The sequence below is a fragment of the Leptospira gomenensis genome (assembly GCF_004770155.1).
In the GTDB taxonomy this organism is placed as follows: Bacteria; Spirochaetota; Leptospiria; order Leptospirales; family Leptospiraceae; genus Leptospira; species Leptospira gomenensis.
The window spans coordinates 1-24512 of sequence record NZ_RQFA01000079.1 but is presented as its reverse complement, the minus strand read 5'-3'; the positions used below and the strand labels follow the sequence as shown (position 1 = coordinate 24512).

Here is a 24512-nt window from a genome sequence, read left to right as displayed (position 1 = left end):
TTACTTTAACGCTCGTTAAAGATCGTTTTTCGCTGTTTGGCGGTTCCTATCGGTTCTGTTTTTTGAAAGAAATCGATAATTTACGCGAATTTTCAGGAGTAATTGGGTTTCGTTTGTGGTTTTCAAACGATTCTTATTTCAAAATTATTTCAAAACTCCGAAATACGAATATTTTTTCTTGACCTAAATTATAATTTTACACCTTAATTCCTCTCAATTGGAAATCCGCAACTATGGCGAAATTGAGATACACGGGAATCGGCTTGGGATGTATGATTTTACTTCTTTTTTCGGGAGTGAAATTCGTCTCTTGGTACGAAACAGTTCCTACACTTCTCCAGTTTCGTTGTTCCTCAGATTATAAAACGAATTGTTTTTTCTCCTCAAAGACAGCCGTTAGGCGAAATCTTGTTTCGTTCGGACCCAATATGGATTCTCCGTATCGCTATGATTTTTCCCATTTTGACACGTTGAAAATCAAAACCCATTCTCCCGCATCGGTTTCCTCTTTGAAAAGTTGGCTTCGTTCCAATCCGATACGTTTTGCTCCGGGTCGGGACGATATTACCGCTTCATACATTAGAGAATCGGAATATCTTGCCTCTCAGTTCGATTTTTTTCTAAAAGTCGTCTGTAATCCGAAAATTAGATTTTTGCGTTTAAAGAATTTTTCGAAACCGTTCCATATCGGAAAACCTGCTTCCGAAAATAAGGGCGGATCATTCTTTGCCGAAACGACGTTTATTGCAACGGCTGCCGATTCGGAGAAGCGGAACTATAAACCGCTCCCCGTTAAAAATGTGAAAACATATTCCATTTTTCTAAAACACTTTTCGGTTTTCGACTCGATTCCGTCGCAGCCCGATCGAGCTCTGATAAATTTTAAATTTCACCGTTACCTTACCTTACTTCTAAATTTTCCGCCTAATCTTATCGAAGGAACATTTCTATGCTGAACACAAAATCCTCTCACAACTCCTCTTTCTCTTTTCCGCAATATTCAGATCAAGATCGCAACCGGGATTCCGACTTTTCCGATCGAAACATTTCGATTCGTTTTTTTTCTAAGTCTTTTTTCTTCCGAAGAACCGGTCGTTCGTTGGAAAGCGGAATTCGTTTTCTCGGCCGGCCTCTTTCATTCTTTCGTAAAAAACAAGAACGTCCTCTTCCGACGGATAACGATTTAGGTTGGGCCGCATCCGACATTCTCCAGGGTGGAATCAAAACCGCTCTCCGTCATGCGCCTTGGACCAAGACGATCGCGTTGAAGATGATTTTCGTATTCTTATTCGAATTCGTTTTTATGCCCGTGTTTGAAACACGAAATCTCTTCGCCGATCCGTTCGACAAATCCTTCGAAGATAGAAACAAAGCCAAAGGTAGATTGGAGTCGTATTACAACGCCGCCCAAAAGGCCCAAGATTCCGTCGAGTGGCAGACTGTGATCGACAGTGGAAAGCGGATCTTGGGAGCGGAATGGGAAGCGAACGCGAACGCGGAGATAGAAAAGCAGCTGAAGAATTTCACGGGAAATTCCGCTGCGCGCGAAGAAGAACGGAAGAAACTTCAGGACCTTAAACAGATCGCGTCAGACAAATGGGAACAGGAGCTTTCTCAAGAAATTTTGGAAAAGCGAGGTTCCTGGAAAGCGAATCTTAAAAAGCAGGACTTCGACGCTTATTTCACTACGGAAAAGAAAAAGGAAATCCGAACTGCGTTGGAAAATCTCGTTAAGGCGGCTAACGTCGCCAAAGATTCGACTAACGGTGATTCGGTGGCTAAGTTGGGAGCTTGGGACGCTACGATCGCCGCCGGATTGACGGGAGCGTCCGGTATTCGCGCACTTTGGGAGGATCAGATCTCCCAGATTAAAACGAACATTTTAGGCGGAACATCCGCGTTGAGCGGAGCGGAGAAGACCGAGTTCGAGAAAAAACTCGGCGAGATAGAACTCTATTATAGAAATTATTTCAACCTCGAAGAGAACGGCGTCAAACTTCCCGCAAGGCAAAGTCTGATTCAAGGTTTGAACCGCGACATGGATATCGCGATCGCTCAGGAAACAGATCCGACAAAACTCACCGAATTGCTAATCGAAAAAACCCGTCAGCAGTTGGATCCGGCTACGGGACAACTTCTTAATACGTTAGACGAAACAGGTGCCATTCCCACTAGTTTCGACGATATTACCGGCGCTAACGCGCAGGAAAAAATCCTCAAAGCGCTTCTGGACGGACAGGCGCTTTGGGACGAAGCGATCGAAAGATTAGTCGTCAAAAAATTGGAATACGATCGTGTCGCGGAGGATAAAAGAATCCGCAACGAGGATCAATGGTCGCGGGCTTATTACGCATTGTTGGACGCTCAGGCAAAGTGGAATCGGGACGTTAATAAGCAGATCGAAGACGGTCTTAAAAAATGGGACGAATCCGAATTAAAACTCAAAGAAAATAAGCAGAAAGCGATCGAAGAGTTGAATCGTTATCTCACGACTAGTCAGGAACAATACGTCGCTCATATCAACGGATTACAGGGAACGTTACTTTCCAGTTCCGATACGATCGCTTCCATCGTTTCCAACATCGCTTGGTATCAGGATCAGATCGATAAGGAAAATAAAAAGTCGCCGCCCGACTCGAGTATGATTTCTACTTATACGATCGAACGCGATAAGTGGGCGGCTTTGCAGAATCAATTCCGCCAATACGTGGCCTCGGTTCAGAATAAGATCCATGACGAGGATATTCGAGGCGCCAACGGAGGCGCGGGAATTCTCGACGACAACGGAACTTCTTCCGATCCTTATCTTTATAGTACGGCGGAATTCGAATACAGATTGGCGAAGGCCGAACTCGCCGAAATCGAAAAGAAAAAAAATCGCGCCCAAGCGGTCGTCGATTACGCGGAAGCGAACGTCAACGTCACCGATATGGCTGCGCTTCAAACCGGTTTGGATTCCGCAAAAACCGATTACGAATCCAAACAGACCGCTTATCTCAATCTGTTGAAGGAATTGAACGGAACCGTTCCCGTTGTGGGCGCGACAACCGGAACGGATCCTAACTCGGGAAGCGATTCCGGCGCGTCAACACCCGTTGCGACAACCGTTTTGTCCGAATTGGACGCCGCTAAAAAGAATGCGGATGAAAAAAGAAAAGCTCTGTCGATCGCGCAAGCTGAATTGGAGAACGCGCGCAAACGTTTTGACGAAGCGAAACAACTTCAGATTTTGGTTTTGAATAACTCGCCCGAATTTTTAGGAAGTATCGGCTCTCTCAATACGGACGGCGCGACATACGATCCCAATAAACCGAACAGCGGTATCAAATACGAAATTTATCAAGCCGACCTTCAGATCGCGGAAGCGCGCGAAAAATTAAAGGACAACGAAAAGGTTTACTTTTCCAAAAATTACGATAGGACGAACGCAGCGAGAACGGAGGACTTCTTCGGAGATTTGTGGAATCGGATTCAATCTTTCGAAACGAACAAGGAAAAGCTGAGTCTTTTAGAAGGTGCAATTTCAGGTTCAGGAAAAACTCTTTTGGAAAAAGTGAACGACCTTTTGAAACCGGATAACGCGGTTTTGGTGACCGTTTTCGGAAACCAGGGCGCCGCGCAGATCAAGGCGCAGTTACAAGGGTTGACCGACGCGCTGGCTAAGAAGGTCAAGGACGAACAGAACGGCAACGTAGAAAAAGAAAAACTTCCTTATGCGATCGAAAAATATTCCGCGAGCCTCGATCCTATATTAGCAAAATCGGATGAACTTTTGGCCGATTTCGAGGATGCGGATAAAAACCAATATCAACAATATCTAAACGGAATCGCAAATATTTCCTCGTTTCTGACTTCGTTTGCAAATACGTATAATTTGAACGGCAATTATCTGGAGATCGAAAATTTCGACGTCTGGAAAACGGGACTTTCCGAAGCCTTGGGAGATTGGAACGAAAATCTCACCGGGTTTCAAACCGCCAAGACGGAATTTTCGCAGGCTCTTTCGACTTACAAGGCTTATGCGACCGCGCACCCGAACACGGAATCCACTTTAGAGTATCAATTGGAAATCCAGAAGTTGACTACGGCGTTTTCCAAGTATCAGGAAAAAACGGCCGATCTCGAGGAATACTGGGATGATTTATCGACCAGGTCGCAACATCTGAGATACGAGGCATTGGATCGTTTACAAAGGGCGAAAACACTCGTCGATATGTCCACATTGGATTTAACGACGAGAAAAAACCTGAAAACGCAGTTGGACGGTTTCAATAATATTTTCGTTAAAAAAGATTCCTCCGGAAAAGAGATTCCGGACGATACGAGCGCGTTGATCGCCGCTACGGGAACCAAGTTCGGCGTTCTCGGAAATACGTTCTCCGATTATGCGAACCGTTATTCATATTATAGAAATACGATAGACGAACGAAGCGCAATCGTGGACGGAATGACGTCCGTATTGATCCAAGCCTTGGAGACACAACGGGCATCCGTCACCGCCGGTAAAGCGCAGCTCGGTTTTCTTTTGGACGAGGACGGGGATATCGACGATTTGCAGAACGCCGTCGCGGGTGTCGAAGAAACCGCCAAAACGGAAGCTGCAAAATTGGACGCTAGAGTTACGGAAATATTATATTCTAAAATTGGAAATTTAGGTGCGAATAAGTCTGATCGGAAATTCGAACCGATTTATCTGTCGCTCACCAACGAGATCAACGCACTTTATTCCGGTTTTACCGGAGGCGCCGACGACATTCTTGAAATCCGCGCCAGAAAAATCGCTTTGAGTCATCTGCAAAACGCAGGTCAAAGTTTTTCCGCGATATTCGACGACGATCAGGAATATTCCAAATTGAAGGAAGACCTGAAAAAGATGCGGGATCAAGCCGCGGAGACGCTTTCCTTTTACGAAGACGATCACGGATTTCTCGACGAAAACGATCGGGTTTCTTTGAGAATGTCCGACGACGAAAACGAAAGAAGAAAGGTTTCCGAATATTACAGTTTTGGAAGTACGTTTTTTTTCGCGAATCAAGTGCTTCAGTCGTCGTCCACTTGGATGAACTTAGCCGGCTCCATGAAAAGTTTCGCCGAAGCCGTGAAGTCCGGAGCCATTTTAAGCGGTTTAAGGGACGACTATTTTAAGGAGCAGGAAGCGACGGCGACGGGGTTATTCAAAGAACTAACCGTTGCGGCCGGAATCGGTTCCTATACTTCCGCGGATTTTTATAAGGATTCCATTCGAACAAAATCCGGCGCGGACGAATTGGATTCCGCGAAGATCGCCGAAAAAAAAGCGGAACTTGCCGCGCTCATTTCCGGAATCACCGATCCTCAGGAACAACTTGCGAAACTCGTTAAGGCGAACGAATTGAGTTCGATATTCGGTCTTCTTACGGGTTCGGCGGTTAAACAGGACTTGAACGTTTGGCAAAAAGAAATCGCCGACGCTAAAATCCTTTTCGAAAACTTGGATCGGAATATCCAGGATCCTATCCTGTCTTTTTCCGCAGAGTTCGATAGTCTATTAAACTTTTTTAATACTCCTGCGCTCGCACAAATGCAAGGTTATTCCAACGGGGTTTTATCCGGAATCGACACGTTGAAGAATACGACCGATTCGTCCAAACCGATTTACGACCCGGTAAACGACATCGACGGCAATTCCCCCTATTTGGCTGCTCCCGACTCGGAAGGAGATCCGGTCGGTTCTCCTTCCTGGAACCCGACCTATTTGGATACAAACGGAAAGCTGCCTTGGGAATCAGGATATCAGGCGGATAATCTTCAGATTTCGCCGGTTTGGACGCCTACTTATCGGGACGTGAACGGTCTCGTTCCGACCGATTCCGGCTACAACGGAAGTTCCCTGAAAATTCTCGGATATAGAAAACCTCTTTCGACACTCGATACTTCGAACCTATCCTCGATGAAGAATACGTTCGATACGGAGGCGGCAAAATGGAACACGATCAAGGCGACCGCCTTAACACAGTTAGGCGTATATAAAACAAGTCTCGCCGCGGTGGTTGCTTTTAAGGCGGCGCATCCGACCGATTTTACTTCTGCGGAAGGTGGTACATATCTTACGTTGATCGCGAAACTTAAGGACGACGGTCTTGTTTTAGCGGATACGTATACCGCGACCACGGCTTATCTCAAAGACATTTCGGATAAATTTCAGGAAATGAAAGCGGAACAGGATTATTTAATACGATCTGCGAAGCAGATTCTCGGTCTTCCGATCGATAAAATATTGGTTCCCGAAGCGGCGATGGCAATCACCCTTCCTCCTTTACCTCCCGGCCCGAACGAATTACCTTTGAACAGTCCGCTTAGAAACCAAATCGCGAACGTCAAACCGGAAGATTATTCCATCGTATCGGGAACGCAGAGGGCGATCGTTCAAAGTGTTGCCGCGTTCGAATTCTCAAAGGAAAAAGAAGTCGGTCAGTTTTCGGGTGCAGCGGACCAAGGCGCGTATTTTTTCTTATACAATCTGGGTCGCGCCAATGCCAAGCTGGAACCCGCGTCACAGGCTTTCTCCAAAGACGCGGCGGCTTGGGTGAATTCTCTTCAGGGAAAAGACGTTCCTTTAAACGGATTGGCGGCACGTCTGAACTCCTTGAACGACAGAGTCGTTTATTATAAGGAGGGAGCCGGTCCGAATCAAATCGGTCAGAGCGAACTGGTAGGCATCGTAAATAGGTTACGCGATTTTCTTTTGGAAAAAAGTTTAAACGGAATCGAGTTCAATCCGGTTCTAAAGGAGATCGTCGAATCAGCCGGGGCGTTCACGGATCAGATAGAGAACATACAATATCTTCAATCCTATGCGAGCACGGATAAAAAAGTTTCCGACGCTAATTTGTTGGCGGTACAGGAAGCGCAAAAAACCTTAACGGAAGTTTCGAAACTGGCTACGGAACTGAACTCTTTTCTCGTAGCCGGAAACGGACCCGCATATACCAACCTCTCCCAGGTTCAAGGAATATTAGAAAAGTATGAAACTTTAAAAAATAAACCTATGGACCAATCCGCTTTTGAAACCCAGTTCCGAAATAAACTGGGCGATTCATACTGGTTAGGCGCGTTCCAAACCTATAAGGACACTCTTGCGTCCTCGGAATATTTTTTCTCTCCTACAACCAGGGAAAAGATAGAGGAACTCAAAGCCAACAGTTGGGAGATATACAAACGCAATCTTTCGAACGCATATCTCACACAAAGGGTCGGGAATCCGATTCTGTCCGAATTCTTAAACGAATTGCGCGGAGGTAAGTTCAGCGTATTGATTCCGAACCAAGGTGTCATTTCGATCGATTCAAAATTTTTAGGCAAGAATTTGTCCGAGGCGCAAATCGTCGAAATCGGAGATTACCTAAAACCTTTCGATTCGATGGCTTTGGTTCAAAGACAAGGACTGATTTCCGATCTGGATAATTTTTTAAAAGACTACGATCCGGATCTGAAAGCTCAGATGAAAACTTTTTCCTTGGTGAATCAGTACGGCGAAATACGTTCCGGCGTGGCGCAAGGCGCGGTTTTTCCGGATCGAAATCTTCCTCCGGAGTTGAAGGACTTCGCATTAATAAGCGCCTTCGAATATTTTCTCGATACGACTCGGGAAACGATAACTACCGGTGAAGGCGAAAATAAAAAAACGGAACTCGTCGCCAAATACGATCCTAAAAACGCCGATTCGAGAAGAAAGGCGATGAGCGATTTCCTTTTGAAACTGGGCCCGGTTCATAAAATGGGAACGGACGGAAAACTCGTTTTGGATACCGCGAGACAAACCGAGATAGAAAATTTAACCAACGGTTATCTCGCCGATTACGGAACTAAAAATCCGGCGAGTTTCTTAAATTCCCAAATCCTGAAAGACTTCGAAGCGCGTAACGCGTATTATACGGAAAAGGAATTAAGGATTAGAAAAAACGCGGATCCGTCGGTTCCCGCCGAGGAAAAAAAGAACGAGTTGAGTTACGACGATCTTGTCGCATTAAAATCCTGGATTGTGGAGGCTAAATTCGACGTTTCCACCGAGACCGCGGTAATCGAAGCGGCTCGAATGGATTTCCTTCTTTCGCATTATTACGGTGAAGATACCGAGGATTTAAAACCGGAAGAACTCGCTAAAAATCCGGAACTCTCTAAATTTTACGGAGACGGCGGTAAGGGTTATTTCTCCGAAATGGATTCCTACTTTACCGGTTTAGGACAAGGAGTTTTGACCCAAGCCGATAAGGATCGATTCAATCTTTTGAGTTCGGGGGTTGCCGACGTCTGGGGACTTTGGCAGTACGATCCGAGCAGTTTGATTTCAAGCCAAATCGTTCTGAGAAACTTTTCCTATGCGGACGAATACTCCGACCTCGTCGAATCGTTAAACGAAGAAGGAAAAAGGCTTCAGAAGGAATTGGCGAAGTCGGACGCTCTCGTAAAAAAGGAAAAATACGTCAACGACTACCGCAACGGTCTGATTAAATTCACCAGTTATCAATCCTATCTCGGCGTTCCCACCGATAACGTCGCGTCCGATGTTACGACTAACGAAGGTTTGGCGATTCAGGGAAAACTCAGGGAACTGGAGATGGACGCCGAACAAAAATTAGGCGGTCTTTTCAATCTTCTCGAAACGCATAAAAGTTACGTGTTCGACGATACACAGCTTGCGGACGCCTTGCCGGACGACGCGATTCAAACGGTTGCGGATTTGAATCCGGGTTTGAGGACCACCGCGAAGTTTATGAGTTCCTCTTATACTTTGGGCGATTCGATTCTTCCGAAGGACGGCGACGGAAATTATAATTTCGACGGGGACTTCACGAATTTAAAAGCAAGGTTGGATCAGGCGTTGAACGTCGTTTCACCGGGCTCCGTCGATTATGATAAGTATTCGCAGGAAGTTTCCAAACAATCGGGTATGATCGGTACTTTAAAAAACTCGATAGAAATGGCGGGTCAGAGTTACGTTCTTCTGAGTGAAAAACTCAAGTCGGGTGTGGATCCGAGAGCGGAGCTCGCCGCCGCGACGATCGCGTTCGAAACCGCAAATTCCAAAATAGAAGATCCGACGACCGGTTTGAAAAAACAATACCAGGATGCGGAAGCGGCCGTCGCCGCTAAACAAAACGAATACCTGAACAAGGAAAAGCAGGTAAGCGACGCGTATAAGATCATGCTTTCCGCTCAGGATACGTTTAATCAGAAAGCGGCGCTTTACGATTATGCGACGCTTCTCAACTATTCCAAACACGACTTGTTCCAAGCGTCAACTAACGCGGCGAATACGACCGAAGCAGATTCGATTCCTCCCGGTTATATCGACACTCCTAAAAAGATGGCCAAGGAACGTCTTGCCGCGGTTCAAAAGGAATATGACGAAAAGGTGAAACAGGTCGAAAAACTCGAGAAAAAAATTTCCTCCCAAATCGGCACGACCGATCTGAAAAATTACGTTCAAAACGAGGAAAAGGAAGTCGAGAAGTGGGCTCAACTAACGGTGAAATACAATACCGCGGAAACGTTGCTTCGGCAAAAAATTGCGGATCTAAAAAGACAAATCGGTACACAACAAGCCGCATTGGACGGCGAACTCGATAAACTCTGGGGACTTGCTCCTCCTTTGGATATGAATTCCGCCGGCATGATGGATTCTCTGGACGGTTCTCTCGATTTCGGAGGAGCGCGTTATATCAAAACGGAAAATTGGAATCGGGATCGAACCCGTATAACGGAAGGTATCATCGGCGGACAACTCGGTTATATGGATGTGTTGACCGCGTATCAATGGGAGTATTCGAAAGGTGTTCCTCCCGAAATGGAGCAATATAATCTCGGAAACTTCTTAGGACGTTGGAGCCATGAGTTGCAGTATTCATCGTTTAAGTCGTTGCCTAAACGGGCCAACGAACACATGAATTCGATCCTATTTCCCGCTCCCGATACGCGTCCCGCTAGATTCGGCGCGGGATCCGGTCCGGACTCTGCAGGAAAATACGTTCAAGGTTATATGGGCGCCCTCAATATTCAAACCATGGCGCAGATTTATTTTCTGCAACAGTTGGATCTGATTTGTATGGGGATGTGTATGTTGACTATTCCTTATGTCAACGAAATCCAAACCCATTTTAATTATCGGGATCAGCTCAACGACGCGGTGGGCGGAATTAGAAACGAAGGTATTAAATTAAGAAATCTTTATACGGAACTTCAAACGCTGACGGACGTTGACGATACGGATCAATTGTTGGGCGTGTTGGGTCGTCCTGAGTTCGGTTTAACGGCGGAAGATTTGACTATGATCGGCAAAGTTTCGCCTTCAGGTAACGGTCTCAAAGACCTGGTGTGGAAATCGACGGCGGACACCGCGACACCACTTTCGTTCAACGACTTGGTCGGAAGCGACGGTCTCCGACTCGCACAACAAAAAGCGATACACGATTCCTACGGAAACTATGTAAGAGATAATGAATATACCGCGGGCGGTGCCACGGCTTCGATCGAACAGACGGATCAATACGGAAGAAAAACCGCATTGATGGTGGGTTCGGACGAATTTCTGGATGCAATGGGTGTTTTGGCGGAAGCGCAATATCAGGTCGCAAGGGACGCTTATTTCAAAAAGGCGGAAAGTTTCGTAAAACAGGTCGGTACCGGAGCGGATAAGGTCGCCGTAAAGGTGGATGCGAAAGTGATTCTCGACGAACGGGAACAATTCATGTCCGATCTTCTTAAAAAGATCACCAAAACCTCCAACGGCGAGACGGTTGCGTATAACGTGGAAACTACGATCTATAAAACCGTCTTGAACGATTATATGGGTCCGACCGGGGTCGTTTCACAGATATTCGGCGCGGAACTTCAACAAAGACAACGACAGCAAATGCAACAGTGGGATCTGAAAGAAAGGGAATTTTACGATCTCAAATCCGACTGGGTTCAGAACGTATCCTATATCAAACAAACGGGTACCAAACGTTGGGAGAATATGGTTCAGGAATTCCAAGCGAAATGGACCGACTGGAGAGCGGAATACAAAACCCAACACGAGGCGAATCAAAAAGTATTTTTGGACAGGATCGAACAGACCTTGGAAAAAAAGGAAACTTGGACGAAAGACTTTTTACAAAAGAGCAGCGAAGTCTCTGACGAACTTTCCCTAAGACAGATGTACGATTCGATCGCCGGAATCGTATCTTCCATGCAGGAGAATTTGCCGACCGGCGTTTCGGTGAACATCAACGTAAACGATATTCTATCGAACATCTTGTCCAAAAAACCGGGAAGTATTTCGACTTCCCTGATCGATCGCGCATCTTCGATCGATACTAACTTCTTTTTGAACGAAGTGAAAAGATTCAACTTCAACGACGGAGGAGTAAAGGAACAGTTTAAAAATCTAATGAAGGAAATGGACAAGTTATCCCAAAACTTGATCATACTTCAAACGTTGGAATCACTGAGAAGTCTGCCCGAGGCGTTTGCGACCGCCGTTAAAAAACAGAACGAAGCTACGGATAAACAACTGGATTCGACGATGGCCTACGGCGGCTTTGCAAGAATGGGCGGCACCTATATGCGAAGCATCAAAACCGCGAGCGGAGGGGACGAGATACAAGTGCTCGGGACTTATCTTCCGTTCTTATACAATCCTCCGAATAAATTTCCGGAAGTGAAGGATTCCAACGGAAAACTCTGGGATCTCGGAAAAGCGGATGCGCTTATCAACGGAAGCAACGTTCCGAGTCCGAGCGATTTGACGGTTATGGTTCGTCTCGCTAAGAACAAGATGAGTTCCGATTTTAAAAAAGTATTAAATCCTGAAAAACAAAGAAACTACGAACTAGAGTTGGGTCTTTTCGATCCTTCCGAATTGGTCGATAGTATGGACAATTTTATCGAAGGCGTTCGTGAAGGTGAGACCGTTTCTTGTATGAATAAAACTCCCGAAGAATGTGCCAAGTCGGCGATGAGCTCCGGTTTTCTCGTGGGCGAGGTGCCTGACGGAGATTTCGGTTTTGCGCAGTTCGGCCAGTTCTACCAAATCCTTAAAACCAAAAAGGAGATGGATAAACGCAAGGCCCAGATGGATCAAGCGCGCAAAAGAAAGTCGGGAGGAATGGGACGTTTTTACAATCAGATAGGCGCCATCGGTGAAGGATATGCGGAAGTGATCAAAGGAACCGGGCAGATGATTTTGAGCGGAGGTAAGGCGTATTTAAAAGCCATTACCGGAGATTTCGACGGAGCGAAGAAGGATTTAAAAGCGGCAGGCAAGGCGGGCGAGCGAGCGCTTCAGGGATATCTCTATGCCGTGTCCGGAGTGGTTGACTTCGTTATGTTTGCGGCGGAGACGGCGATTGAATCCGTACTCGGTGTTTTTACCGCCGGTACGGTAAACATGCGGAATACGGGTTTGGACGGGACATTCGCGGAAGGGAATTACGAACTTGCCAAGTTCCGAGACAGCAACAAAGCCCAAAGACAACTGAACGAACTCGGTACGAGAACCGGAGCCGAGATGTATGAGAACGACGCCATCGTGGATAAGGTGGTCAGCACTACGTTAGCCGTCGCTGGGATCGTAGGCACGATTCTGTCCTTTACTCCTTTGGCGCCGATAGGAGCCGCTTTAGTCGTGGGTTCTACTCTTGGATTAGCCGCATGGAAATCGTTTCGAGGAGCGTATGAAGGCGGAGGCGCCGGCGCGCTTGCGGGGATCGCTTCTGCAGGTATCAATTTTGGTTTAAATAAACTTACCGGAGGTGCCGTTTCCGTAAATTTAAGCTATAGTTATGCAGGAGGTTTTGGCGCCGGTGTCAACGTAGGTGGTGCTGGTTTGGCGGCCGGAGTGAACTACAACGAGAAAACGGGTTACGGTGTGAGCGCGGGAGTTGCGTCCGGTGATTTCTCGCTGATGTATACGGAAAGTTATGGTCGCGGAGATAAGCGCGCTAGTCACGGTTGGTCAACAAAAGTTGGAGGATTGAACGTAAGTTACGATAATTTGGATGGTTATTCGGCGAGTTTACAAGCTGCCAGCGCTATGTTCGGAACCGAATTCGGCGCGATCGGCGTGGAAAGTGCTTTGACCTGGTCCGATAAAAGCGGTTTTAACGGCTCTGCCGATATCAAAATGATGGACCATGAGCAGTATCAAAAATACCAAAAAGGGCAGCAAGAAAAAGCCGCCGCTACCAAAGACGCTTGGAATCAGAATATGTTTTTGGGTGTTTTGGAAGGAATGGGAATTGCTGTGGCGAATCGTCCCGGTAGAAATACGATCTTAGACGATATCAGCGAAGCCTTCGGTGGAGCCGCAAGTACGATTTGGGGAGGCTTAAAGGGAATCGGAAATGCGATTGCCGGCGGTTACGACGCGGTCAGCAATTTTATTAAGGATCGCTGGAACAGAGCGTTTGGACCAAAGCAGGTATTTATGGGGCCTGTCATGGGTGGAGTGCCGATGAATAACAGCGTAGTTCAAAGACAAACTGCCTTGGGTACGTCAGCCAATCCAAATACCTTAAATGAGGCGATTGAAAATGGAGCCGATCCGAATAATTTGCGACAACAAATTAATGACGCTTTGGATTCGAATCCGAAGCTGGCCGCAAACTTAAATGACGGATCAACGTTAAATAACGTTATTATCATAGATTACAAAGGAGGCTCCGGACAACCTTCAAACGTAAAGGCTATCGGCGGAAACGGTGACACTGGATTATCTTACAATCCGGAAGATTTATTAAATGCCGATACAATTTCGAGATTAGGCGGTGGGCATGATATAAAAGTTATATACGGTCAGTTTACGTATACGGATGAATTGGGTCAGCAAATCCCCACCATTAAACAATTGATATACGTAAATTACGGATCTGAATCAGAACCCAAATGGACTTTAGGACGGGATACGAATTACTATGCGTATAAACCGGGTGTTCCAATCGTCGAAGGTCAGCGCGCAGGTTTACACCCATCAACCAACGGTGAACCTAATCAAAGTTACCAACCGACGGTCGCATTAGCTTTTTTTAAACTCGGAAGGGATACAGGTCAATATGAGTTGTCATATTTCGAAAGGTATAACGTGATAACCGGAAATCAGGTCGATGCATTTGGAAAAGACGGCAACAGACAAACTCCTTTTCATTCCGGAGCTCTTGAATCAAATTATAATGGCGCTTTAAATGGAACCTGGCCAACCGATACGGGTTTACGCGACGGTTTTCACATGTTGATAGATAACAACGTCAATGAAGAACCAAATGGGGCGGCTTATCGCCCATATAAGGATCGATACTACCATTACAGAAACGGCGCTTGGGACGTTGATCGAAGGATAAGACAAAACCAAAGGAGCGGGGAATATTAGTATGCGATTACTATTTTTTTTGCTGATTTTTTTAAATGTCTCTATTTTCGGAATCGATAGGCAAAAACAATCCGTTACTGCCATTAGTAGTCTTTTCGAAGAGTTGGTTATTAATCCGTTAGATCAAAGATATCGAAAAGACTGCAAAAATTTTCCGGCTCAAGTTAGAATCGCCTGGCAACAACGTAATATCGCAATAGGCGAATTACAATTTAAAAAATGTAGGGTAGTTAAACTAGAGATAAAACCATTGGAGGAATCTAGTAGTTTTAAATTTTTAAATTATACTTATTCAGTTGATTTCGCGGAAGATCAAGTGCGTCAGATTTGTAAAGGGTGGTCGAACGTAGTCGAATGTCGTAGATTCGAAACGGATTTAAAGGGAATAATAAAAAAAGAAGTTATTACAAAGAAAAAAGACGAAAAGATCTTAATTAGCGAATATTGCAATTATACGTACGAAAAAAATAAAACGAATATCCAGTGCTACCGAAATGATTTCACTGAAGCTGTTTATAGTTACATTATTGATTATGATGAAAAATTCTTAATGATAAGAAAAGAAAAAAAATATTTGGATTTAATTGAGTCTTTAAGGCCGGCAAAAGATGTAACGGTCTTTCAGAGAGATTATACTAACAATACAGTTAAAGTAAAGACAAGAGGAGAATGGGAAGACGGCTCCGTAAACGATTGGAAGATCGATTATGAGGTCAAATATGATATAACTGTAAATTTTTCAGAATATACCGTGCCTTCTTTGTTTCCTTATAAATATCATTATGATTCTGGTAAAATGACTATAGAACAGAGATATTCAAAGGAAGAAATGTTAACCGTACACATCGAATAAGTGTATAGAAAAAGTATTCACCTTACACTTCATCCAAAAGAAATTTGTACAGAAACAGTATTCACCTTACAGTTCATCCGAAATAAATTTACTAATTTTCAGAAATAGTTTTTTCTTTTCGTTCGAACCTATCTCAAACCTTTGTTATGAACTGCGATACGAAAGGATTCTTCTTGTTGCGTATCTTGTACCGTATGCTCTGAAACCCACGGTTCTTATTTTATAAATGATTTCCTTTCGTTTTTTCGCGTGTCTTTCCGAAATTATATCGCGCAATACTGTAAATCGAAAGGATGAATACTTCTTATAATTTGACATTTTGCGAAGTGTGTTTTTGCCTGAGCGCAACGGTTTTAGAATTTTCCCACGTAACATTTCATGGGTTCCTTTCGTTTTTTTTTGAGTCGTGTCTGGAATCCTATCGAATCCCTTGTATCCGAGTTCTTTCTCCCTACGATAAAGTCTCATTCGTTTTGTTTACGGAGAAATTTAATGCGAAGTGGCTTTTTTCTTCCATCGTTTTACTACGCGAATCATTCGGCACATTATCCTAAATTTGTGTGCGTTCATTTTAGAGAATTTCGATTTTGATCCAATCATAGCATAACGTCGTTTCGTCCGTTTATAATTCGTTCGAATAAAAAATCATCGGCATTATTTTTTTTAGTGGACGGTGTAGGGGCCTTTTTATTCATAGTCGATCTTAACTTTTTTTTAACAAGAACTCTGGGTTTTTGAAACATTTGCGGTTGTCGGTCGCCGAAGCGTGCCCATTTTGCAAAACATTCGAATTATTGAATGTAGAGTATTGATTGAAGACAAGTGAAAGGCGAGAAGGGGGCCTAGGCGTGTTAAAAGCCGTTTTTAATTTTACAAAAGTATGTTTCTTTGTGGGCATAACTTTAATGATTTCGATTTTAAATACCTGTAGTTGGGTCGAAAAGGATCGCAACTCTAACGAGGATGTCAACCTCGCCGGTGCGACTTGGCTTGTGGCCGAAGCCGTGAAAACCCAAGTGGATAACGAAGGTGTGACCGTACGTCCGGGCAATCCGAACACGACTCCGCCTCCCGTAATCGAAATTCATAATTTGTTCAGTCTTCCTCCGGGTAGACCGGTTGCGGCTAACGCGTTATCGGGAACTATCGATCCGACTGGAACTACGATCGTAAACGATTTCGACGGAGACGGTATATTGAACGCGAACGAGACGACTTCGAACGTTTTCGTCTCGGACTATCCTGTGATAGAAACGGTGATCGCACCTCCCGTCACCATGAAGATCGAAATATTAAAAAATTCGAGCAACCAAAGCGACGAGCTTGTGAGCGAAATCAATTCCGACGATTTCGAATCCACCAAAAACGAAGGTTCCGAAAAAATTCATCAAACTGAATTGAATCTGAAGACGGTTCAATATCAGGATTCATTCAGCAATTCGAGTCAAAGTTCTGAATCCGTGTCTTCCGGTTTCGGTGCGGGAGTCACCTCGAGTTCTTTCGGTTTTAATTACAACCAAAACAATTCCAGCTCTTGGGAGAGACAAAACTCCACTTCATCCACTACGACTTATTGGGCGGACAAGCCGTTTAAGAATAACATCGATTCGGATTCCTTGAGCCGCAAATCGACGAACGCCAACAACAAGGCAAGAAAATACAGATCGGATAAAAGTCAGAAAGTGAATAGCACTTCGATCGTGGACGCGAACGCGGGTTATATTCGGGCCGCTTTGTATATTAAAAATTTGTCGGTGAATATGCCGGTGAAGTTATCGAATATCCTTTGTTCGGTGATGTTCGAAAACGGAGCGGGGGAGTTGATCCCCATTCAGAGTTTTCGGCTTAGAAACGACGACTACAGCCTCTTCGAGATCGAGGTTTACGGAGGTTCGGAATTCGGTCCTTACGTTATCGAATTATCGAATTTGAATACTGTAGAAATCGAAAAGGCGATCGCTCTCGGTTACAACCCGAAGATTTATATCGTGGATTATCGTATGACGCACGTTCCCGATTCTAATTACAGATCCTCTCTCTTGAACTTTACCGGAGACAATCTGAAAATCATCGAAGAGAACGCGAAGAGCAGAACGAGTCTCGTTAAAATCTACGGACCTAACATCCGGGATCTCTATCGAGTGGCGGCTTTCGATACTCCGGGAACTACGGAAAATTGTTCTACGAGAACTGCTTCCACGCTTGCTCCAGGAGTCACTCTGCGAAAGGCCTTGAATCGGATCGCTTGTTCCGGACCGGAGGTTACGTTTAAGGATTATGTTATCGATCTTTCGGAGATCGCTCCTAGGTTGGGCGAGTCTCGAGCGCATTTATCTTTGATTCATTCGATCGCCGGTGTTACGAGTAGGATCCCCTGCGATCCGGGTACGTTTACCGGATCGGACGGCGTGAGCAGAACCGCTTGTATTCAAAAACCGATCTCGCAGTGGACCGACGACGAAAAAAACAATTCGGGTGTTTGGGCGATCTATTCCAAAGGGAAATACTTTAACACTACACAATATTATAAAGACGGCACGGACGTAAGATTTTTCGATCCATCGAATCTGAATAAGGCTCCGATGTTGAAGAGCGTGGATTCCACAATTTGGGCGGGAGACAACTACGATATAGTTTACATTTCCTTCAGGGATACCCTGTTTAAAAAGCAGACGTTCGGAACCAATCCTCTCGAGACGGGTAAGGAATATCCGCTGAATACCGCTTGGGATTTGAAGAGTATGGGCGACCATCCTTATTATCCGGATATGAATTCGTTGTATTTGGGTGAGGCCGGTTTCGGCGAGAAGATCGAACTGAAATTCAAATTGAATAAGACTAAATATCTGAGACCGGATTTCGGAGTTCCGACCACGAGCGGTGTTTCTCAGTTTTTTCATAATTTCAGTTATAATCCGAGAGAGGTTAACGATCGCTTCGAGATCGATGAAGTTCCGGATTTCGAGATCAGTTTGGGATTCGGCGGAACGAGACCCGACTGGATGCATATCGTCCGTGATCTTTCCACTTCGGATCCGTACAAACCGCAGAGTTGCGGTCAGACTTTGGACTTTCTCTCACAGACTTTTACGTTATGCGTTCGTTTACCGACGATGCACGATACGGTGAGCACCGCTTTGGGTTTGATCAAACTCTACGTGCGCCCCGCATTAAACAGCGGTTATAGAAGAACGATTTGGCCTTTGGCTTATACGGACGTGAGAAAAGTGAGAGCGCAACTGGCCGCGCCTCTCGTAAGCGGAGTTTCTTTCGTTATCGTAAAACCCGGATTCGGGGATAACGGTGTGCCGGAGATCGGAGACTTGTTGTATGTATTGGGAAATAATACGACTGCGTATCGAGTGAATCAGGTTTCCGTTCCGGCTGCGGACGGCACGTATCGAATCGACGTCGATACTCCGTTTCTGCAAGACGCTCCGAAGACGACGGAAGTGTTTGTAAAGAGCAATCTTACCGAATCGGATATCCGCGTTACGTTGGATAACGGATTCATTACGGATTGGAACGCGCAGAACAATGCGAATCTTTCCTCGCAACAATGGACGAACCCGGTGAATTTACCCGTGCTTACGAGTTCCTCCGTGAACTGTACTTCTCAACCGTTACATCCGGGCGGTTGTTTGGGATTTCATCCGGATTTTAACGCGGTCAACTGGATGGGGGCGTACAATCTCGGAGTCGCGTTATGGAACTCCTGGACGGACGGCGGAAACTTTGAATCCTTTTTGTCGGGCGGCTTACCGCAGTTAGTCGCTAACACCGGTAAGATGTTTCGGTTGGAATCCGCGAAAACGGATTTTACGATGAGCACGAATTCGGGCGCCACTGCATTGAGCGAACCGATGGTGGAGAATTTCGGAGACGTTAGTTTCGTTCTCTACAAACGGGATGTGGATTTGTTCGGAAGATTTTTCCAAATATCGACGGGGATGCCTTTGTCGTCGCAAACAAAATTAAATACCGCTCCCGCGAACGGTCTCGTTTCGATGGAAGCATACAACGGTAAGATCGGGATCGTTTGGGAGAGCGGAAGCGATATCTACGTTACCTTTCGGGATATGGCTACCTTCTCAGCGATCGGAACGGAATCGAAGGTGGCGACCACCATGCACGTAACCAATATTCCCTCGCTCGTGAAATCCTCTTTGGACATTGCCGTGGGTTTGAACGGCGCGATGGTTTTCTGGAACTACAACAGCACGGTAATATTGCCGGGAGACAATCCAGGTTGCGGCGTGTGGGGACTCTTCGAATGTCCGCCGAATTTCGATTCGACCGCGATCCTGTTTGGAAGGACGTACCGTTTGGATACGGGAGCGGCGGTTACACCGGCGACCGTCATCCACCAGTTGTTTTCCACTCCGGTCAGACACAGAGGAAGCGAATTGCCGATCGATTACGCGGTTGTCGCCAAAGGTGTCGGCGATCAAGCGGCCGTCGGATTTTGGTTCCGTTCCTGGGGAGCGGAGGCAGCACAGGACGTGCCTTACGTCGCGCCGCTTTTCAATCTTTATACGAACTCGTTTAACTTAAGTAACGGAGCAAGGATCGGCGGGGCTAATACTGCCGTCGATTCCGCTGCGGGTCCGAATGTGACTACGGCTTCTCTTCCGATTTCTATGGCGATTACGGGAGAAGGGAATCGCGGTATGATATTCTGGCGATTAAACGACGGTCTGGGAGATATTTTTGCGAGAGGTTGGAATACGGCGACTAACACGTATTTGGCGAATCGGTTTAAGGTGGATACGGGTATTTCGGATTTCAAAATCAAAACGTACGATACTCTCGCGGTGTTCAATTATTCGAAATCTTCCCGGACGGGAGTTCGGTTGATCGACTTGGCGGGCGGGAATGCGTTGTATTCGAATGCGTTGCAGTTGTATTCTTCGAACAATCCGAGTGCGACCCGTAAGTCGGGGCAAAGTTTTATCTCGGGGAACAACGTGATTTCGCTTTGGGAACACAGGGAAGGTTCCGGTAAATCGACGATCCGCGGTAGAATGTTTACGATCTCTCCGTTCGCGTTAAAAGGAAGCGGCGAATTCATCGTGAGCACGACCAACCAAGGAGATCAAGCGGGTCCGGACGTCCACGCGTATGGCAATAAGGCTTTGGCGGTTTGGAGAGCGCAGGATACGACTCAACCTTGGATCCGCGGTTTCAAGTTGGATTTGAATAATCCGGGTGCGATCACCTACGGTTTGAACAACTTCTTCGTGGCGCCGATGATCGAACGGGATTTTACGGTAAAGGCCAAGATCCAATATTGATCGGTTTCCACGGATCGGAATCGAAGAGGAGCGTCCGCGAAACGCGTTTTAGCATTTTTTCCGCGGAAACTCCAGCTTCGGTTTCGGATCCCGATTTTATCGTATATACAAATGTATTATAAAATTTGAATTTTATAAATTAGAATATCGATATGTAATTTGTCCCTGGAAGGGGCGTTCGTCATCTATCAACCAAATACGGTATACATCCAACCATGAAAATTTTTCTCCGTTCGATTTTTATTCTCGCGATTCTATCGGTTTTTTCCTGCAATCCGTTGGGGGGAAACGGGAAGAATAAAAATTGGTGGTGGTTGTTTTTCGGACTTCCGAGCGGCGCCGGTTTTCCTTCCTCCGGCTCGGGTCCGGGTTCCGCGCCTGCTCCGGAAGGTAGCGATCTTTTTTCGATTTCCACGAACTATAGCAGCGCTTTGGAAGATCCGGAGTCGAAGGCGGATCCTTTGGCGGGCGCTTTGTTTGTCGCACCTCCGGAACCGAATCATTTCGGCGGTATCGGCTTTTCGGTTCCGATCGTCCTTCCTCCGGGTAGATCGGGGGTGGAACCGAAACTTTCCCTGAGTTATTCCTCCACAGGAGGAGACGGTTGGGTAGGCGTCGGTTGGAGTTTGGGATTGGGCGCGATCACTCGTTCGGAGGAATACGGCGCTTTGTATTACGACTCGAGAGATAGTTTTCGTTGGAACGGTTCCGCGCTGGTGAAGGTTTCCGGGAGTTCCGTAAACGAAAACGGGTTGTACAGACTTGAAATTGCGAATGAGGAAAGTATAATATTCAAATTATCAAATATAGAAAACGGAGGGATTTGGGAGGTCTTGGATTCTTCCGGTACTAAATCGTTTTTCGGTGATTCTAGTTCGAGCAGGATTTACAATCCTTCCCTTCCTTCCCAAACTTACAGTTGGTATTTGAGCAAAACCGAGGATAGGAACGGAAACTTCCTGCAAGTCGATTACGACACGTCGGAATACGCCGAAAAACGCAACTTGTATCTGAAAGAAATCCGATATACCGGTAATTCCGGTACTGGTTTGAGCGCTAGACAGTATGTGCGTTTTCATTCCAAAAGAAGAGACGACTTTTACGTTTCCACGGCACCCGGCTTTCTGATGAAGATGGACAAGATCCTGGATCGGATCGAGGTGGGTTGGGACGGCGGTGGAAAACTTTGGGATTACACTCCCGTCTATGATATTTCCTCCGATTCGGGAAGACCGATTCTCCGTAAGATTGTTTCGAGCAGACATTCCACCTCTCCCGAATTCGAGTATCAGTCTTCGAGCAGGATTTTGTCTTGGAGAAACGCGGTCAATCAGGCGTCGATCGAGCCGGAAGACAATCCCGATTCGACCCAATACTTCGAAGGCGATTTTAACGGAGACGGCATTTCCGATTTATTATTTTTTAATCCGAAGTCCGGAAATTGGAAAGCGGCCGAAGGCAGAAAGGAAGGCGGATACAACTTCAAAACGTACGGCAATCGTTATCAAGGTTACAGCGGTCCGGAACGAATCCGTTTTTTTAAAGGAAATGTGAGCGGGGATTTCAACGGGGACGGTAGATCGGACATCGCGTTTTTTCTTCCGGAGACGAGAGACTTCGTCGTGGCGGAACACGACGGTCGCACGTTTCAGTTTAGATCGTACGGTAGACTGATGATCGGTGCGCCGGATATTTTTAGAATGGAATGGTTTCCAGGCGACTACGACGGTAACGGTCTTTCGGATTCCGTGTTGTACGACGAACCAACGGGTCAGTGGACGTTGATGCTGAATCTGGGAGGAAGATTCGAGTTTCTTCGTTTTGCGAAAAAGTTTCAGAACGTTTTCAGATCGGATTATTCGCCTAACGGTAACTTGGACAGTCCGAGCACGTTCGATTCTTCGAAAGCGGGTAAGGACCGCGACAAGGTCCATTTTTTAATCGGGGATTACAACGGAGACGGTAGGACGGATATTTCTTTGTTCGATTCCCGTTCGGGGAAGTGGTTGGTAGGAGAGAATCACCGGAACGCAAACAGAAACGATCCGATTTTTTTTCAGATGCAATGGAAATTGTACAAGACGTTTACGGCCCCCGAACAGGCGCTTTTTTCCCAAGACCGTTTTTCGGGAGATTTTAACGGGGATGGATTTTCCGATTTCCTAATATTCAATCGTTCTAATGGAGAATGGACGCTCGGTGAAACCGGAAACGGAACGATCCAGTTTAGAATTTGGTCGAGAACCCCTCAATTCAAGTCGATTACGCGCTGGTTGCAGGGCGATTTTAACGGTGACGGCAGATCCGATATCGGCTTTTTTTCCATGAGCGACGGTAAGTTTTGGATCGGCGAATCGACGTTAGACGGCTTTCGCTACAAAATCTACAGCGATATGAGTTACGGTCCCGATGCGGATCGAGTGATGAAAACTCCGCTTCCCAAAGACGAGGTGCGTTTGCAATCGGAGGTTTCCCATTTCCAAGTTGCGGGCGGTTCCAAAACGGTCTTGTTGAATTTCCAGTTCGACGGTAATTTGAATCCGGCGCGAGGCGAGTTACCGTTTGCGGGTTGTTTTACGACGGATGATTGTTCCGCTTCTCCCGAACTTTTGTTGTACGACAGAAAAGCGGGCGTCTTCGATTTCAAACGAGGCGGTTCGCTTTTTTCGAACGTTTTTTCCTCCTTCAATCCGGAAGGCTCCGGAATTTCGGCGCTTTTCGGCGGAAGGCCGGGCAGGTTTACGAATTCCTCCAAAGACGAAATTCTTTTTTTTAAAAAACAGGGAAGTGCGAACCTGTTTTTCGTTTTGAAACATTCGAGCGGCAATTCGTTCACCACCTCCAATTTCGTTTCGTTTAACGACGCGGACGTCACCCGTTTTGATCCGCAAAACAGCGGTTATGTGGTGGATCATTTCGAGAACAATTCCTCCCAATCGGTTTTGATCTTGGACGATCAATCGGCGAGCGGGAACGCTCGGTTTCTTCTTTCCGGTTCGGGAGGCAACAGATTTCTTTCTCCTTCCGGGGATTTGTCGTCTTCCGATTTGAACGATCTTTTTCAAGCGGGAACGAGCGAGAATCGTAACAATCGAAAGAGTTTCAGTTTTTTTTCAGGGAAGTTCACTTCTTCTTTGGCTCAGATTGCGATCGTGGACCGAAGGACTTCGGTTACCAAGTGGTATTTGGGAACCATCAGCGGAACGCAGATCGTGTTTAAGAGACTGACGGGGGACGTTTCGTTGCCGTTGGGCGCGGGGGATTTCGATTCTTCGAATCCCGCGGGGATAGAGTTTTCTTTAACCAACGATTCCGAAATCGTTTGCGGAAAAGTTTTAGACAACGGCACTTCTTTTTTCAAGTACAAGATCGGCGCGACTTCCGTTTTGAAATCCGTCTACAACGCCGGGGTCGTCGGGTTTTCGAATCGTTTTGAGAACAACGGGAATCCTCTCGTGGTTTCGGGAGGAGACGATAAAGTGTTCGATCTTGCGACCGGTAGAATCGTCGCTCTTCCCGGATCCGTCTTGGAGAAAACTTTGGATCGTCCGGATCTTTTGTCGCAAGTGTACGTTTTTCAATGGATCCAAGGCGACTATAACGGGGACGGTTTGACGGACGTCGGGATCTTTCATCTGAAGGAACCTACTTGGTACTTCGCGCTTTCGACCGGTTCGGTTCCGGACGTGATCGCGAAGGTTAAAAACGGAATCGGCGGGACGTATGATTTCGTGTTCGAGAATTCCACGAAGTTCGACAATACCGGCGGGGACGAGATTCCCGATCTTCCCACGAACTTCCGGGTTTGCACGCGTCTTACTTTGGAGGACGGTTTTTCGAATCGAATCATTAAAAATTTTGAATATAAAAACGGTTTCTCTTTTTCCGCTTTCGTGAACGGAAAAAAAGAAACGGATTTTTTCGGCTTTAGCGATTTCGTCGTGAATGACGTTTACGGAGGTAAGACGTATTATTCTTA

Annotated in this window: 4 protein-coding genes; all 4 read left to right on the top strand. The window is 46.1% G+C overall.

The annotated features are described in order from the left end of the window. The first annotated feature begins 949 nt into the window (after positions 1 to 949). Entirely contained in the window at positions 950 to 14386 is a 13437-nt protein-coding gene (locus EHQ17_RS17420) for a hypothetical protein (RefSeq protein ID WP_135590138.1), read from the top strand. Between the two features lies 1 nt (position 14387). Then, a complete protein-coding gene (locus EHQ17_RS17415; protein WP_135736222.1) occupies positions 14388 to 15239 on the top strand; it encodes a hypothetical protein in 852 nt (283 codons plus the stop codon). An 848-nt stretch (positions 15240 to 16087) separates the two neighbouring features. After that, complete coding sequence (locus EHQ17_RS19870) at positions 16088 to 20533, top strand: LIC12048 family lipoprotein (RefSeq protein WP_281276592.1); 4446 nt, start codon at positions 16088 to 16090, stop codon at positions 20531 to 20533. 215 nt (positions 20534 to 20748) lie between these two features. After that, positions 20749 to 24512 (top strand): SpvB/TcaC N-terminal domain-containing protein (locus EHQ17_RS17405; RefSeq protein ID WP_246057609.1); only part of this gene is annotated, 3764 nt, incomplete at its 3' end.